The sequence below is a fragment of the Sinorhizobium meliloti genome, from assembly GCF_017876815.1.
GTDB classification, from domain to species: Bacteria; Pseudomonadota; Alphaproteobacteria; order Rhizobiales; family Rhizobiaceae; genus Sinorhizobium; species Sinorhizobium meliloti.
Genome location: NZ_JAGIOS010000002.1, coordinates 738,313 through 753,914, shown reverse-complemented (window position 1 = coordinate 753,914; position 15,602 = coordinate 738,313). Strand labels below are relative to the sequence as shown.

Annotated in this window: 13 protein-coding genes and 1 riboswitch; of the genes, 4 read left to right on the top strand and 9 right to left on the bottom strand. The window is 64.1% G+C overall.

All coding sequences use genetic code 11. The features are described from left to right. Positions 1-23: 23 nt before the first annotated feature. Together mtnA and mtnK are read right to left on the bottom strand one after the other, a co-directional pair. The gene (mtnA, locus tag JOH52_RS22430; RefSeq protein ID WP_003529406.1) at positions 24-1,118 is read right to left on the bottom strand and encodes an S-methyl-5-thioribose-1-phosphate isomerase; all 1,095 of its coding nucleotides are present in this window, start codon (positions 1,116-1,118) and stop codon (positions 24-26) included. After that, on the bottom strand, positions 1,115-2,386 hold the full coding sequence (gene mtnK / locus JOH52_RS22425; RefSeq protein WP_107010448.1) for an S-methyl-5-thioribose kinase: 1,272 nt from the start codon (positions 2,384-2,386) through the stop codon (positions 1,115-1,117). Before mtnK ends, mtnA begins: the two co-directional genes overlap by 4 nt. Positions 2,387-2,521: 135 nt before the next feature. On the opposite strand from mtnK, the gene JOH52_RS22420 reads away from it, so the two are divergent. The 3 genes from JOH52_RS22420 to JOH52_RS22410 are packed head-to-tail and all read left to right on the top strand — an operon-like array spanning position 2,522 to position 6,171. Beyond that, positions 2,522-4,045, top strand: a complete 1,524-nt coding sequence (locus JOH52_RS22420) for a sugar ABC transporter ATP-binding protein (RefSeq protein ID WP_003529408.1) — start codon at positions 2,522-2,524, stop codon at positions 4,043-4,045. Continuing rightward, positions 4,035-5,081: an ABC transporter permease gene (locus JOH52_RS22415; protein ID WP_003529409.1), complete on the top strand. Its 1,047-nt coding sequence runs from the start codon at positions 4,035-4,037 to the stop codon at positions 5,079-5,081. The genes JOH52_RS22420 and JOH52_RS22415 overlap by 11 nt, the downstream gene beginning before the upstream one ends. Positions 5,082-5,127: 46 nt before the next feature. Beyond that, a complete protein-coding gene (locus tag JOH52_RS22410; RefSeq protein ID WP_010976315.1) occupies positions 5,128-6,171 on the top strand; it encodes a substrate-binding domain-containing protein in 1,044 nt (347 codons plus the stop codon). Between the two features lie 42 nt (positions 6,172-6,213). On the opposite strand, the gene JOH52_RS22405 is transcribed toward JOH52_RS22410, so the two are convergent. The 6 genes from JOH52_RS22405 to thiC form a co-directional block, all read right to left on the bottom strand. Then, a complete protein-coding gene (locus JOH52_RS22405) occupies positions 6,214-7,167 on the bottom strand; it encodes a sugar-binding transcriptional regulator (RefSeq protein WP_003529411.1) in 954 nt (317 codons plus the stop codon). A gap of 105 nt (positions 7,168-7,272) precedes the next feature. Further along, complete coding sequence (locus JOH52_RS22400; RefSeq protein WP_003529412.1) at positions 7,273-7,878, bottom strand: thiamine phosphate synthase; 606 nt, start codon at positions 7,876-7,878, stop codon at positions 7,273-7,275. After that, positions 7,875-8,648 carry a thiazole synthase gene (locus JOH52_RS22395; RefSeq protein WP_003529413.1) on the bottom strand — a complete coding sequence of 258 codons (774 nt, stop codon included), beginning with the start codon at positions 8,646-8,648 and terminating at the stop codon, positions 7,875-7,877. Before JOH52_RS22395 ends, JOH52_RS22400 begins: the two co-directional genes overlap by 4 nt. A gap of 2 nt (positions 8,649-8,650) precedes the next feature. Further along, positions 8,651-8,848: a sulfur carrier protein ThiS gene (gene thiS, locus JOH52_RS22390; RefSeq protein ID WP_003529414.1), complete on the bottom strand. Its 198-nt coding sequence runs from the start codon at positions 8,846-8,848 to the stop codon at positions 8,651-8,653. Further along, entirely contained in the window at positions 8,845-9,822 is a 978-nt protein-coding gene (gene thiO / locus JOH52_RS22385) for a glycine oxidase ThiO (RefSeq protein ID WP_107010463.1), read from the bottom strand. The genes thiS and thiO overlap by 4 nt, the downstream gene beginning before the upstream one ends. Before the next feature lies 1 nt (position 9,823). After that, entirely contained in the window at positions 9,824-11,659 is a 1,836-nt protein-coding gene (gene thiC, locus JOH52_RS22380; protein ID WP_010976311.1) for a phosphomethylpyrimidine synthase ThiC, read from the bottom strand. Positions 11,660-11,757: 98 nt separating this feature from the next. Continuing rightward, a riboswitch (TPP riboswitch) is annotated at positions 11,758-11,869 on the bottom strand. Between the two features lie 205 nt (positions 11,870-12,074). Between thiC and JOH52_RS22375 the strand changes: the two genes are divergently transcribed. Beyond that, the gene (locus tag JOH52_RS22375; protein WP_027989235.1) at positions 12,075-14,093 is read left to right on the top strand and encodes a hypothetical protein; all 2,019 of its coding nucleotides are present in this window, start codon (positions 12,075-12,077) and stop codon (positions 14,091-14,093) included. 124 nt (positions 14,094-14,217) lie between these two features. Here JOH52_RS22375 and dctD read toward each other — a convergent pair whose 3' ends face one another. Next, complete coding sequence (gene dctD, locus JOH52_RS22370; RefSeq protein WP_088196508.1) at positions 14,218-15,600, bottom strand: C4-dicarboxylate transport transcriptional regulatory protein DctD; 1,383 nt, start codon at positions 15,598-15,600, stop codon at positions 14,218-14,220. Positions 15,601-15,602: the final 2 nt, after the last annotated feature.

Below are 15,602 nucleotides of genomic sequence, written 5' to 3'. Positions count from 1 at the left end.
TGCCGTCCGGTCGCGGCATCGTCTCAACGCCGTTCGGGGAAGAGCGCTTTAAGCCCTTCCGGTGACGGCGTGGCGATGCCGCGCTCGGTGATAAGGCCGGTGATCAGGCGTGCGGGCGTCACGTCGAAGGCGGGATTTGCCGCGGGACTGCCCTCCGGCGAGATGCGCACGCTGGCGATGGAGCCGTCGGACGCGCGTCCCTGCACGAAGCTCACCTCGTCGCCGGGCCGTTCCTCGATCGGAATTTCCTTGACCCCGTCATGGACCGTCCAGTCGATCGTCGGCGACGGCAGAGCGACATAGAAGGGCACGCCGTTATCCCGTGCGGCGAGCGCCTTGAGGTAGGTGCCGATCTTGTTGCAGACGTCGCCATTGGCCGTGGTGCGGTCGGTGCCGACGATCACCAAGTCCACGTCGCCGTGCTGCATGAGATGGCCGCCGGCATTGTCGACGATCAGCGTGTGCGGCACGCCATGGCTGCTCATCTCCCAGGCGGTGAGATAGGCGCCCTGGTTGCGCGGCCGCGTCTCGTCGACATAGACGTGCACCGGTATGCCTTCCTCGACCGCCATGTAGATCGGCGCCGTCGCGGTGCCGTAATCGACGGTCGCCAGCCAGCCGGCATTGCAGTGGGTGAGGATGCGAACCGGCTCGCCCGGCTTCTTCTTGGCGGCGATTTGGCGGATGACCTTGAGGCCGTTCGCGCCGATGGCGCGGTTGAGTTCGATGTCCTCTTCCGCGATTTCCGTGGCGCGCTGGTAGGCGGCGTCCGCGCGTCCTGCTTCCGGCAGCGGGCGCAGATGGTCCCGCATCGCGTCGAGCGCCCAACGCAGGTTGATGGCGGTCGGCCGCGTTTGGTGAAGCTCGTCCCAGACGGCATCAAGATGCGCATCCGATGGGTCCTTCGTCATGGCGATGGCAACGCCGTAGGCGGCGGTGACGCCGATCAGCGGCGCGCCGCGCACCCACATGTCGCGAATGGCGAGGGCCACGTCGGCGACAGTCTTCAGCGTCACGACACGCAAGTCGTGCGGCAGCCAGCGCTGGTCGATGATGTCGACGGAGCGGCCATCCTCGTTGAGCCAGATCGTATGGTAATGACGGTCTCCGACTTTCACGCGAGTGTCTCCTTCTGAAGCCGCTCCGCCGTGGCGCGGATGTCCCAGAGGCTGTGGATGCGATGCCGATTGACGGCGAGATGACGTCCGAGCTTCAACGCCTTGCTTTCGCAGGCGGCGCGGCGGTCGGGATCGGCAATCGTTTCGAAATCGGCATTGTGGGCGAGGCCGAGAATGCGGCGGTGGATCTCAATTCCGGCAAAGCCCAGCATCTCGCGCCAGATATCGTCGATGACGATGTTGAGCGCCTGCTCGGCGCCGAGCGGGTCGTTCCTGTCCTCGAAAACGCGCGCCTGGTAGAGGATGCCCATGCGCTCGGTCCGCCAGAGCTGGGCAAATTCGGAGCGGAACGTTTCCCAGATCGTTTCGATCGTCTCGAGCAGATAGGCGCGCATGCCGTCGCGCGCGCCGGTGGTGCTCTCCTGGCCGCTCTGCGAGAAGTAGCTCATCCAGAAATTGGCGAGAAGCATCCCGACGTCGAAGCTGATCGGTCCGTAGAAGGCGAATTCCGGGTCTATGACGCGGGTCTCGGCGTCCGTGACCATCACCGAACCGGTATGCAGGTCGCCGTGGCAGAGCGTTTCGGCCTTGGCGGAGAAGAGATGCTTCAGCCGCTGCGCCTCGACCTTGAGGTCGCGGTCGGAGCGGAGCTCTATCACGATCGGGTCGAGCTGCGGCGCGGTGTGGCGGTTGAGATCGGCTTCGAAATAAGGGTCGGAGAAAACGAGATTTTCGGTGATGTCGCACAGTTCGACATTGTCTGCAAAGAGTGCCAGGTCCGCTTTTTTGTCGCGCGTCGCCATGGAAAGGTCCGAGCCGCGGAAAAGCGTGCGGGCGGCGAAGAGGCCGAGATCGCAACCTATATTGGGCAGTTCGCGCCCATCGATCAGCGCGCGGCGCAGGATGACGTGCGGTGTCAGATACTCCATGACGATCAGCGCCTGCGTCTCGTCGAAGAAGAAAATCTCCGGCACCATACCGGGAGCACGCGCAGCCTGGCGCACCAGCGCGTGGTATTCGAAGAAGGAGCGTTTCAGAGGCAGCGGCCAGCTCTCGCCGACAAGGCGAACATAGGGCAGGGCCTGCTTGACGACCGCCGTGCCTTTGCTGCCCGTGACGATGAACACGAGGTTGAGGTTGCCGTCGCCGATCTCCTTGACGGTCCAGTGCGAAACGTCCCCGCCGATCTTCTCCCTGAGAGCGGAATTGCCGCCGAGCCGATGCGGCAATGACTCGGCGCTGAGCGCCTCGAAGACTTGCTTGTCCATATCGTCCTCCTCCTGCGGATGGCGCGGCCTCCACCGCCCGCCGCCATGGCACAGCTAAGGCACCATTCTGTCAAATGTCAATGACCTTGACATTTGATGAAAGCCTATCCTAACGTGCAGCGTCGGGAGGAGACAATGAGCGGACAGGCAGTGTTTCGCATCGAGGGCGTGCGCAAATCCTTTGGACCCGTGCAGGTTCTCCAAGGGGTGGATCTCGATCTTGAGGCCGGCGCGGTAACGATTTTGATGGGCGCCAACGGCGCCGGAAAATCCACCCTCGTGCGCATTCTCTCCGGCGTCTATGCGCGCGACTCCGGCGCGATCACGCTTGCGGATGCGGCTTTCGAGCCGGTGACGCCTGCCGAGGCGATCCGCGCCGGCGTCGTCACCGTGCACCAGAACATCAATGATGGGGTCGTCGCCGACCTCGACGTCGCAACCAATCTGACGTTCGACCGGCTGAACGGACGTGGCTCGCGGTTCTTCTTCAATCCGCGGCGCGTCCGGCGCGAGGCGGCTGCGGTCGCCGCCCATATGGGGCTCTCCATCGATCTTGCCGCCAACGTCAACGACCTGACCCTTGCCGACCGGCAGATGGTGGCGATTGCCCGGGCGATGTCGCATGAGCCGAAGGTGCTTATCCTCGACGAGCCGACGTCCTCCCTCTCGAGCGCCGAAGCGGAACGCCTCTTCGATCTCGTCGACCGGCTAAAGGCACGCGGCGTCGCCATTCTCTATATCTCGCACCGCATGTCGGATATCCGCCGCCTCGCCGACCGCATCGTCTCGCTTCGCGATGGCCGGATCACGGGCCGTTTCGACGGGCCCGATCTCGACTATGAGGGCGCCGTCGACGCGATGCTGGGCCGCAAGGTTTCGGCGGGCAAAATCGCGGTGCACAAGGCCGGCGGGCCGATCTTCAAGGTGCGCGGCCTGAAGCTGTCCGACCATGCGCGGCCTTTCGATTTCGATCTCCTTGACGGCGAGATCGTCGCGGTCACCGGCCTAGTGGGGGTCGGCAAGACGGCGCTTGCCGAAACGCTGTTTGGTGCGCGCTCCCCGCTGGCCGGCGAAATGACCCTTGACGGATTGCGCTATGCGCCGAAGGCAACCGGTCAGGCGATTGCGCGCGGCGTTTTCCTCGTCGCGAAGGACCGCGCCGAAAGCGGCATCGTGCCCGATTTCAACATCTACGAGAACATCAGCCTGCCGTTTCTGGGCAAGCTCTCCCGCTGCGGCATATCCAGCCGCAGGGCCGAAAGGGCCAAGGCGCGCGGGCAGATCACCTCGCTCGGCGTGATCTGCCGAAACGAACGCGACGAGATGCAGACACTTTCGGGCGGAAACCAGCAGAAGGTGATGGTCGGGCGCTGGCTCTGCGAGCCTTCGCGATTGCTCATCCTCGACGAGCCGTTCCAGGGCGTCGACATCGCCGCGCGCCGGGACATCGGCAACAAGCTGCGCATCTCGGCCGCGGGCCGTTCCACCATCCTCTTCCTTACCGAACTCGACGAAGCGTTCGAGGTCGCCGACCGCATCCTCGTCATGTCGGAGCAGACCATCGTCGGCGAACATCGAAACACTGAAGTCGATGTCGAGCGCCTGCTGTCGGAGATCGCCGGTCAATCCCATCAGCAGGTCATGCATCATGAGCAGTGAACAGAGCAAACCCGCCGCGGCCCCCGTACTTCCGGGCACGTGGGGCATCAGGGAGACCGCGATCAAGTACGGCTTCCTCATGCTGCTCGCCGGCATGGTTCTTTATTTCTCGCTCGTAACCGGAGGTTTTGCCTCCCCTCAAAGCGCAGTCTTCATTCTGCAATCCGTGTCGATCACCGGCATTCTCGCCCTCGGCGTGACGGCGACGCTTGTCGTCGGGGGGTTCGACCTCTCGATTGGCTCGGTCGCCACCACGGCGATGATGGCTTCCTCCTATGTTATGGTGGTGATGGGAGGCGACGCGCTTACGGCAGCGCTCGTATGCCTCGCCGTCGGCGCGCTCGTCGGCCTGATCAACGGCTTCATCATCGTCTACATGCGCGTTCCGGACCTTCTGGCTACCCTCGGCATGATGTTCCTGCTGCTCGGCCTTCAGCGCATCCCGACCGAGGGCCGCTCGATTGCCGCGGGCATGACGCTGCCCGACGGTTCGGTCGCGACCGGCACTTTCAGTCCGGCTTTCCTGGCGCTCGGGCGCCACCGCTTCGATCTCGTCCTGCCCAACCTCGTGCCGGTCTCGGTCGTGGTGCTCGTGGTGCTCGCCATAGCGATCTGGTTCTTCCTCGAATACACCCGCTTCGGCCGCATAATGTATGCGGTCGGGTCCAACGAGCGCGCGGCCGCGCTCGCAGGGGCGCCGGTCAATGCCTACAAGATTTCGGCCTACGTCATTTCCGGCGTCTTCGCCTCTATCGGCGGCATTCTGCTTGCAGCACGCCTCGGCCGCGGCGATATCGCCTCCGGAAACAACCTGCTGCTCGACGCCGTCGCCGCCGCGCTGATCGGTTTTGCCGTGCTGGGTGCGGCCAAGCCGAACGCTTTCGGAACGGCCGTCGGCGCGCTTTTCGTCGGGATCCTACTGCAGGGCCTGACGATGATGAATGCGCCTTACTACACGCAGGATTTCATCAAGGGCGCCGTGCTCGTCGTCGCCCTGATCTTTACCTTTGCGCTCTCGAAAAGAGGCAAACGCTGAGGAGACCTCGGCGGACCATCAAAGTTCATCAGTGGAGGAGACTGACATGGACATAACTCGAAGAACCCTGGGCAGATGGACGCTCGCGCTTATGGGCGCGGCTGCCTCTGCCGTGCCGTCCCTTGCCGCCGACATGCCGAAGCCGTTCGACAAGCCCGGCGACGTGAAGATCGCGCTCGTGCGTTATCTTTCGACCGGCGACTTCTTTCAGTCCTATCTCGCAGGCGTCGAGGCGCAGGCCAAGGCGCTCGGCGTTGAGCTTCAGATCTTCGACAGCCGTCAGGACGCCGCGCTCCAGGCCGATATGGTCGATCAGGCGATAGCGCTCGGAGTGGATGGCATCATTATCCAGCACGGCCTGACGGAATCCATGAAGGAAGCTGCCCAGCGCGCGGTCGATGCCGGCATCAAGGTCGTCGCCTTCGACGTGAATGTCGAGAATGAGAAGATTCCGCAGATCGAACAGTCCGACCGCGACCTCGCCCGTCTCGCCCTCGAACAGGCGATCAAGGAGAACGGCGAGAGCTTCAAGGCCGGTTACGTCTACGTCGCCGGGATCGCCCCGCTCGACCGCCGCGACGAGACCTGGAAGGAATTCAAGAAGAAATATTCCGGCATCGAGGAAGCTGCCCAGTTCGGCACCATGGACAACCCGATCGCCAATTCCGTCGCCAACCAGGCCCGTTCCGTGATTTCAGCCAACCCGGACATCACGGTGATGTTCGCCCCCTATGACGAATTCGCCAAGGGTGTGAAGATCGCGGTCGACGAGGCGGGCCTCTCCTCCAGCGTGAAGATCTACTCAGCCGACATCTCGACCTCGGACATCGCCGCCATGCGGGAGGCGGGCTCGGCCTGGGTGGCGACCGCGGCGACCAATCCTGCCGTCGTCGGCCAGGTCTCGGTGCGTTCGCTCGCCATGCTGCTTGCCGGCGAGAATCCCGGCCGGCAGGTGATCGTGCCCCCGACGCTGATCACCCAGAAGGACCTCAGCGATCAGGACATCAAGAACATGGAAGAACTCGGCGTGAAGCTGCCGCAATTCGCGCATGCCGACGTCGCCATGCCGGCCTGGATGCCGAAGCCCTGATTACGTGCGCCGCGCGTCCCGATGGACGCTCGGCGCGCATATTCAATGATCGCGGCTCCAGCGGTCCATGATCCGTCGCGCCATCGAGGCGGTAACGACGAGATGCGAAGCAAACCCGCCCTTCAGAGCCGCCATCAGCGGCTCGAACTTGCTTTCCTCCTGCACCACCAGCATGCGCTTCCGGATCGCGCGGATGGAGTCGAGGTCTGCCGAGATGCAGCGTCGGTTGTGCGCGCAGTCCATCCACTGGCCGTCGAGATCGATCAGCTGTCCGGCGATGACGCCGGCTGCCCCCCTTTTGCCCATCGCATGCAGGTCCTTCGCCGAAAGGGCACCGCATTTGACGAGGTGGCTATCCTCCTCGATGCCCCCGACGGAGTAGAGCGCGAGCTTGCAGTCCGAAATCGTGGCAAGTTGCTCCCTGATGACGGGCTCGCGGCGCAACTCCTCGGCGAGCCGCTCGGATGAGAGGACGAGGGGCGCATAGAAATTGATGCCTTCCGCATTGAGACGGCGGGCGATTTCCGTGGTGCACTGATCCGGGCGGTAGGAGTAGGGAGCGCCGAGATTGCCGCAGAGCTGCACGACCGACACGCCCCGAAGATCGGCAAACGGCATGACGTCCGCTATGTGATATACGGTGCGGCCCCAGGCGACACCGATCCTGTCGCCCTTGTTGATGAGCTCCAGGAAAACCGAGGCCGCCACCACGGGCATCTCGACGGCCGGGTCCATGGCCTGCCGGTCCTCGGGGACGATCCAGACACTCGTCAGTCCTGCGGCGTCCTCCAGCTCGCGGGCAAGGACGTCGTCGGAGAAGAGTTCCGTCGACGTGGTGATGGTGACTATCCCCATCTCGCGGGCCTTGCGCAGATACATGGCGATGGAAGCACGCGAGATTTCGAGACGTTGGGCGACTTCATCCTGGCGCAGGCCATGCGTATAGTAGAGCCAGGCGGCCTTGTGGATGATCTGATCGTTGGCGCGGATCGGCATGGAGTTCTTTCGGACGGAAACCCTGACTTAATTCATCACATGTGACAAATGTCAAGCATCGCTGCTTCGACCCATGAGGCCGGGCCGTCTCCCCCCGCGCTACCGCTATCTCCACGCCTCCGTCTTCCGTATCCACTCCCTTGTCCTTCCTTCCGGATCGGCATTCAGCGTGATGTCAGTCACCACGGCGGCGCTGTCGGCGCCATGCGCGAAGACGCCTTCGATCCGCTCCGTATTGAGGCCGCCGATGGCGACGAGCGGGAGCGGGTGAACGCGCTCGCGCCACCATGAAAGCCGCTCCAGCCCCTGCGGCGCCCACTTCATCTTCTTGAGGATCGTCGGATAGATCGGCCCGAGCGCGACGTAGTCCGGTTCGGCTGCGAGCGCCTTCGCCAGTTCCGCCTCGTCATGGGTGCTGACGCCGAGCTTGAGCCCGGCGGCACGGATGGCGGCAAGATCGGCCTCCGCCAGATCCTCCTGACCGAGATGGATGAAATCGCAGGCTTCCTCTATCGCCAGCTGCCAGTAGTCGTTGACGATCAGCTGGCATGCATGGGCGGAGCAGACTGCCCTGGCGACCCGTATCTGGTGGCGGATGTCTTCCTCGTTCCGGTCCTTGATGCGGAGCTGCACGAGTTTGACGCCGAGCGGCACCAGCCGTTCGATCCATTGGGCGCTGTCGACGATGAGATAGAAGGGATCGAGCTTCACGAGAAGACTGCCTTTCCGATAACGGGGGTGGATGGAACGGCCATGTCGCGCGGCTCCAGCATGCCGGCGCCGTGAGCCGCGTGGCCGGCATCGATCGCCTTGGTGAAGGCTTCGGCCATGGCGGCGGGATCGGCAGCGCCGGCAACGGCCGTGTTGAGCAGGACCGCGTCGTAGCCGAGTTCCATGACCGTCGTCGCGTGGGACGGGCGGCCGATGCCGGCGTCGACGATCAGCGGCACGTCGGGAAATTCCGCGCGCATGGCGCGCAAGCCCTGCACATTCTGCGGTCCCATGGCGCTGCCGATCGGCGCGCACCAGGGCATCAGCACTTGGCAGCCCGCCTCCAGCAGCCTTTCGGCGACGACGAGGTCGTCCGTCGTGTAGGGGAAGACCTGGAAACCTTCCCCGGTGAGGATGCGAGCCCCCTCCACGAGGCCGAAGACGTCCGGCTGCAATGTGTCCTGGTGGCCGATCACTTCCAGCTTGATCCAGTCGGTGCCGAACACCTCGCGCGCCATCCTGGCGGTCAGCACGGCCTCCGAGACGGAATGGCAGCCGGCCGTGTTGGGCAGCACGCGCACGCCGAGTTCGCGGATCAGCTCGAAGAAGGCGCCGCCCTGGCGCCCGCCGGCCGTCTCGCGGCGGAGCGAGACCGTGACGATATCGGTGCCCGACCGCCGCACCGCTTCGGCGAGCACGGCCGGCGAGGGATAGCGGGCGGTTCCGAGCAGGAGCCGCGATCGGACCTCGGTTTCATAGAATAGCGGCATCGTCAGCCTCCCTGCATGGGCGACAGGATTTCGATACGGTCGCTGTCCTCAAGCCGGTGACCGGCGCGGTCGGCCTTCCGGACGAGTTCGCCGTTTACGGCGGTCGCCAGCCAGTCGCCCTCGAATTCGAGGCGCTGCAGGAGTTCGGCGAGCGTCGCGGCCTGAAGCTCATGTTCCTCGCCGTTGATGGTCAGCTTCATCGGATATCTCCTCTAAGATTCTCTTCGCCAAGGGCCAGTGCCGCCACCTCCCCGGCCATGGCCGGGGAGAGGAGGAAGCCGTGCCGATAGAGGCCGTTGACGGTAATCCTGTTTTCACGGCGCCAGGCCCGCGGCAGGTTGTCGGTAAGAGCGGGGCGCACGCCCGTGCCGGTTTCGACCAGGCGCGCTTCGGCGAAAGCCGGATGGAGCGAATAGGCGGCGTTCAGCAGTTCCATCAGCGAGCGGGTGGTGATCGGACCGGCGTCGTCGCTCTCGATCATCGTCGCGCCGCACATGAAGAGCCCGCCGCCGCGCGGCACGATATAGAGCGGGATGCGGGGATGCAGCATGCGCACGGGGCGCGAGAGCGTCACCTCGTCCGTCTGCAGATAGGCCATCTCGCCGCGAACGCCGCGAAGTCCGTCGAACTCGCCGATCCTCGACGCGCCGGTGCAATCGACGGTGAGCGCGAAACCGCGATCGTCCATGTCCTCGCCGGCGAAGGCGGCGCCGCGTGCCGCCAGCCCTTGCCGGAGCGCCGAGAGTGCCCGGCGGGGGTCGAGATGCGCCTCCTGCGGAAAGAACAGCGCCTGCCGGAAACGGCCGGCGAGAGCCGGCTCAAGCGCTGCGATCTCCTCCGCATCGAGCCAGCGGAAGCCGGAGGTGCGCGAGGCGAAGCGCTTGAGTTCGGCTCCGTCACGGGGTTGCGCCACGACGAGCGTGCCGTTGCGATGGACGGAACCGGCGGGGAGGGCGGCTTCCCACCAGTCGGCGGCGCCGATTCCCAGCGTCAGGACGGTTTCCTCGGCGCTTTCGCGCTCGCACCAGGGAGCGAGCATGCCGCCCGCATACCAGGAAGCGGCCCCGGTGAAGCCGGCGGCATTTTCGATGATCGTTACTTCGGCGCCGCGCGCGAGAAGTTCATGGGCGGCGGTGAGGCCGGCGACGCCGGCCCCTCTGATCAGCACGCGCATCTCATTCTCCAGCGGGCGCGGCATTGCTTTGATCGAGCGGCATGTAAAGGTCGCCACCGTCGCGATATTTGGCCGCCATTGCCTCGAGCCCCTCCTTCTGCGCCTCGGCGCGGATATCGTGGGAAATCCGCATCGAACAGAATTTCGGCCCGCACATGGAGCAGAAATGCGCGACCTTGTGCGCCTCCTTGGGCAGCGTCTCGTCGTGGAAGTTGCGCGCGGTTTCGGGGTCGAGCGAGAGGTTGAACTGGTCCTCCCAGCGGAACTCGAAGCGGGCGCGCGACAGCGCGTCGTCGCGGGTTCGGGCGGCCGGGTGCCCCTTGGCGAGATCGGCGGCGTGGGCGGCGATCTTGTAGGTGATGACGCCGGTCTTGACGTCGTTGCGGTCGGGCAGGCCCAGATGTTCCTTCGGCGTCACGTAGCAGAGCATGGCGGTGCCGAACCAGCCGATCATCGCCGCGCCGATGCCTGACGTGATGTGGTCGTAGCCGGGCGCGATATCGGTGGTGAGCGGCCCGAGCGTATAGAAGGGCGCTTCGCCGCAGACGGCGAGCTGCTTGTCCATGTTCTCCTTGATCTTGTGCATAGGCACATGGCCCGGCCCTTCGATCATCACCTGGCAATCCTTGGCCCAGGCGATCTTCGTCAGTTCGCCGAGCGTTTCGAGCTCGGCGAACTGGGCCCTGTCGTTGGCGTCGGCGATCGAGCCGGGACGCAGGCCGTCGCCGAGCGAGAAGGAGACGTCATAGGCGCGGCAGATGTCGCAGATATCCTCGAAATGCTCGTAGAGGAAGCTTTCGCGATGGTGATGCAGGCACCATTTTGCCATGATCGACCCGCCGCGCGAGACGATGCCGGTGACGCGATCCACGGTGAGCGGAATATAGTGAAGCCTGACGCCGGCATGGATGGTGAAATAGTCGACGCCCTGTTCCGCCTGCTCGATCAGCGTGTCGCGGAAGACCTCCCAGGAAAGGTCTTCGGCGATGCCGTTTACCTTTTCCAGCGCCTGGTAGAGCGGTACCGTGCCGATCGGTACCGGCGAATTGCGGATGATCCATTCGCGGATGTTGTGAATGTTGCGGCCGGTGGAAAGGTCCATGACCGTATCGGCGCCCCAGCGCGTCGCCCAGACCATCTTCTCCACCTCTTCGGCCATCGAGGAGGTGACGGCGGAATTGCCGATATTCGCGTTGATCTTCACCAGAAAGTTGCGGCCGATGATCATCGGCTCGGCTTCCGGATGGTTGATGTTGGCCGGAATGATCGCCCGGCCGGCGGCCACCTCCTGGCGGACGAATTCAGGTGTGACGAAATCGGGTACCGAGGCGCCGAAGCTTTCGCCGTCTCGGGCGAGCGCCTCCTTCGCGGCCTTCCGGCCGAGATTTTCGCGAATGGCGATGAACTCCATCTCCGGCGTGACGATGCCGGCGCGGGCATAGGCGAGCTGGGTCACCGCTTTTCCGGGCTTGGCCCTGAGCGGCCGATTGCGAACCGGGAATTCCGGCGTCAGCCGTTCGCCGGTCGCAAAGCCGTTATCCTCGGCCTTCACCGCACGGCCGTCGTAGCTTTCGACATCGCCGCGCTTGAGAACCCAGTCGCTGCGAAGCCGCGGCAGGCCCGCGTCGATGCGGATATCGGCGTTTTCGATCGTGTAGGGACCGGAGGAGTCGTAAACGGTGACCGGCGGCTCGCCGGAGGTCGGATGGAGCGCGATCTCGCGCATCGGCACGCGGATGTCGGGATGGATATCGCCCGGCTTGTAGACCTTGCGGGATGCGGGAAGCGGTCCCTGGGTGACCGAGGGCGCCGCGGCGAGAGGTTTGACTAGATTCATCTTGAGGCTCCAAAGTTTTCGCGTTGGAGACCCAGTTCTGAAGCCGGAAGGATGAAAAGACGTTTGGCCGACGGATCGCGGGTACACGGAATCCTGGCTGTCGCACGTCTGCACCGTCCCTACGCCAGTATGAACTGGATCAGGTTCAACGGGTCACTGCGCGCTCTAGCAGTATCTCAGCCCCTTGCCGGGACCCCCCTGGTGAATGGCGCAATTAGGAACGGTTATCGGCACGGCGTCAAGATGGTTTTTGAATGGCCGCCTCCGGCGCGGTCCGGTCCCGGGCGAGGATGTCGGGCGCGTCAGTTATCTGCTCTGGATTGTCCTCCCGCCATGCTTGCAAATGCAGCTCCTTGCATCTAATCACGCGTCACGAATGGGGCGCGGTGAAGCAGGTAGCGGAAGGACGATTGTCGTGGGGCAAGCTGAGGCAGCAACGGGAAAAAAGAGACGCAAGGCGCTTTGGGCCGCAGTTGCGGTGATAGCAATCACCGCCGCCGGCATGGCCGGCTACAAGACCATCGTAGAAAATCGCGTGAGCAGGATGATCGCCGAGCGCGGTGGCAAGGCGGGCAGCGTCGAAGCGGATTTCCTTGGGCGAATTCATCTGCGCGACGTGGCCTTGCCGCTGAAGGACGGGTCGGACGTTCGTATCGCCGCGGTTGACGGCCGGCCCAGTATCTTTTTCCTCCAGGGCATGCTCGAAGTAAGCGGCCTTGAACTCAAGACTGCTTTCGGCACGGTCTCTGTCCCGCGCGCGGTCGTCGAAGAAGCAGATTTTGATCGCGGCACCTTGGAGCAGATGTTCGGCGGGAAGAGCGAACTCTCGATCTCCAAGCGAGTAGAACTTTTCACGGCAAGGCGTATCTCCGCCCCGGAGATCGTCTTCGCACAGATCGTTGCCGGGACCGAGCAGAAGCTGATCTACAGGAACGTGGTCTCGGAAGGCATCGCCGATGGGCGTATCGCCCGCTATTCGGCGAGCGGCGGCAGCTTCGAAGTCGGCGTGGACCGTTCGGGGGGAGAGGGCGGCAGGAAGAATAGGGTGGCGGGTTCCATCGGAGCCGTGACGGCGCAGGATATCGATGCCGCCTATCTGGCGCGGCTCTATACCGAAAAAGCCGGCTCGGACGACAACGAGGCAAAGCCTGTCTATGGGCCGATTTCGGTAAAGGACATCGCCTTCTCGGATGGCGAGGCGAGCTTCGGCTATGACGAGGTTCGCAGCAGCGGCTTCAGCATGCGAATGCCGGCCGAGCCGCTGGTCGAGACGCTCAAAAAGCTGAAATCGGTCTCGGCGCCGGATCAATTGCCGCCGGCGGAACGCCAAGCCTATTTCAATCGGGTCTTGTCGATTATCGACATGACGAAGAAGGCCGACATGGAAATGCTCGGCCTTACGATCGACGCGCCGATGAAGGACGGTGACGAAGGCGAGAGGATCAAGGTTTCGATAGATCGCCTAGCCCTCGAGGTCGATGGACGGAAGCTTGACGGCACGCTGAATGGCCTCTCGATGGGAGAGGGCGCGGACTACGTCAAGGTCTCCGAAGCGAGCATTTCGGGATTTTCCTGGAATTCGACCTTGGAGGGTCTGCAGAGGATGGTCGCGCTCGACGAGCAGCAGCGCGAGAGATTTGCCTTCACGACACTGTTGCCGGAATTCGGTACGGTCCGGCTGGCGGGTCTGGATGCCGATCTGCCCGATACAGAAACCGAAGACGCCGAGAGCGACACACAGGATTCGGTGCCGAGGCGCGTCCGCTTCTCGCTCAAGGATTACGAGTTGGCGCTCACGAAGCCACGCAACGGCATTCCGACCGACATCCGCATCAGATATCAGGATCTGACCCTGCCGATCCCGGAGCATATGCACGACGAGCCGTTCGCGCAGCTTCGCAACCTCGGTTTCAATGAGGTGGTCCTGTCGTCCAACATCGAAGCCGCCTGGGACGAGCCGAACCAGACTCTGGTCATCAAGGATATCTCCGCACGTGGAAAAGATATTGGCGGCTTTTCCCTCTCCGGCCTGCTGGGGGGCGTGAGCGGCGACTTCTTTTCCGGCGACGAGGCGAAGATGCGGGCAGCGCTGTTCGGCCTCACCGCCCGTGAAGCAAAGCTGAAGATCGAGGACAAAGGTCTCGCCGCCAAGGCCATAAAGGCCTATGCCGAGCAAAACGACATGACGGAGGATCAGGCGCGCGGCATGCTCACGATGACGGCTTCGGTGGCGTTGCAGCAGTTTGCCGCGCAGGAGCCTCGGTTGCAGGACGTGCTGGACGCAGCTTCGCAGTTCATTGCCAAACCGGGGATGTTCACGTTGACGGTCAAATCCAAATCCGCAAACGGAATCGGTGCGCTCGAATTCGCGGTTGCTTCGCAAAATCCGCTCTTGCTTCTCGACAGGGTCGACTTCGAGGCGACGGCGGAATAGGCGGCCTTCTCACCTCATGCCGGGCGCAGACGACTTGCAGCGCCGGGCAAGTGATCGCCCCTCCCCACAGGTGGGAGGGGCTTAAACCTGCCGCACGGTCACCGACTTTGTCGCTGCCGCAGGCTCAAGTTTTCGATATGGCATTGGGACGCCCCGGGCCCGCCCGTTCGACATAATCTGCCCGGTTGATCCCATGGCGCTGCAGCTTGTCGTAAAAAGTCTTGCGGGGGATGCCGAGGACTTGCAGGGTCTCTTTGACGTCGCCGCAATGCGCCGTGAGCGCCTGCTTGAGGATATCGGCCTCGTAGCGTTCCAATCTTTCCGGCAGGGTCGCTCCGCTTGAGGCGGGCGCTGCGGCCGGAACTCCCAGGTTTCCCTCCACCCCCAGCGCCACCCGTTCGGCGAAGTGCGAAAGCTCGCGCACATTGCCGGGCCAGGAATGCGTCGCCAGGTACGCGCGCATGGCAGCCGAGATCGCGGGCACTTCGCGGCCGAAGCGTTCCGAGGCGCGGGCCAGGAAATGGGAGAAGAGGAGGGGGATGTCGTCGCGCCGTTCGCGCAGGGGCGGGATCGAGAGCGTCACGACGTTCAGCCGGTAATAGAGATCCTCGCGGAAATCGCCGCGTGCGGCCGGGTCGCCGAGATCGACCTTGGCGGCGGCGACGACGCGGATGTCGACCGGGCGGGTCAGGTTGGTGCCGAGCGGCGTGATCTCGCGGGCTTCGAGCACGCGCAGCATCTTCACCTGCGTTGCCGGCGGCATGGCCTCGATCTCGTCGAGGAAGAGCGTGCCGCCGCTCGCATGCTCGATCCGGCCGATCCGCTTCTTGACGGCGCCGGTGAAGGCGCCGGGCTCGTGGCCGAAGAGCTCGCTTTCGATCACCGTTTCCGGCAGAGCGCCGCAATTCAGCGCCACGAAGTTGCCGGTCCTGCGGCGGCTCCATTGGTGCAGCAGCGTGGCGACGACCTCCTTGCCGCTGCCCGTCTCGCCGGCGACCAGCACGTCGACATCGGTGTCGGCGATGTGTTTCAAGGTCTGGCGAAGCCGCTCCATGGCCGGCGTCTGGCCGATCAGCGGCAGGCCTTCGGATGCGGCCTCGGCCGCGCGGCGCAGCGACCGGTTCTCCATGACGAGCCGCCGCTTCTCCTCTGCGCGCCGGGCGCTCTGGACAAGACGATCGGCGGCAAACGGCTTGGCGATGAAGTCATAGGCGCCGTCCTGGATCGCCTGCACCGCCATCGGTATGTCGCCGTGCCCCGTGACGAGGATCATTGGCAGGTCAGGGTCGAGCGCCAGAACTTTGCCGAAAAGGGCAAGGCCGTCCATGCCCGGCATGCGGATATCGCTGATGACGATGCCCGCGAAGTCGGCGGAAAGTTCGGCGAGCGCCTCCGTCGCGCTGGCGAAGGACGAGACGGTGAAGCCCGCAAGCTCGAGCGTCTGCTGCATTGCCTTGCGCAGATCGCGGTCGTCATCGATCAGGAACACGGATGGGGCGGCGCTCATCG

Coding starts and splice junctions, on each gene's coding strand:
- mtnK (WP_107010448.1), bottom strand. CDS start 2,386: ATGGACAAGCAAGTCTTCGAGGCGCTCAGCGCCGAGTCATTGCCGCAT.
- JOH52_RS22420 (WP_003529408.1), top strand. CDS start 2,522: ATGAGCGGACAGGCAGTGTTTCGCATCGAGGGCGTGCGCAAATCCTTT.
- JOH52_RS22415 (WP_003529409.1), top strand. CDS start 4,035: ATGAGCAGTGAACAGAGCAAACCCGCCGCGGCCCCCGTACTTCCGGGC.
- JOH52_RS22410 (WP_010976315.1), top strand. CDS start 5,128: ATGGACATAACTCGAAGAACCCTGGGCAGATGGACGCTCGCGCTTATG.
- JOH52_RS22405 (WP_003529411.1), bottom strand. CDS start 7,167: ATGCCGATCCGCGCCAACGATCAGATCATCCACAAGGCCGCCTGGCTC.
- JOH52_RS22395 (WP_003529413.1), bottom strand. CDS start 8,648: ATGCCGCTATTCTATGAAACCGAGGTCCGATCGCGGCTCCTGCTCGGA.
- thiS (WP_003529414.1), bottom strand. CDS start 8,848: ATGAAGCTGACCATCAACGGCGAGGAACATGAGCTTCAGGCCGCGACG.
- thiO (WP_107010463.1), bottom strand. CDS start 9,822: ATGCGCGTGCTGATCAGAGGGGCCGGCGTCGCCGGCCTCACCGCCGCC.
- thiC (WP_010976311.1), bottom strand. CDS start 11,659: ATGAATCTAGTCAAACCTCTCGCCGCGGCGCCCTCGGTCACCCAGGGA.
- dctD (WP_088196508.1), bottom strand. CDS start 15,600: ATGAGCGCCGCCCCATCCGTGTTCCTGATCGATGACGACCGCGATCTG.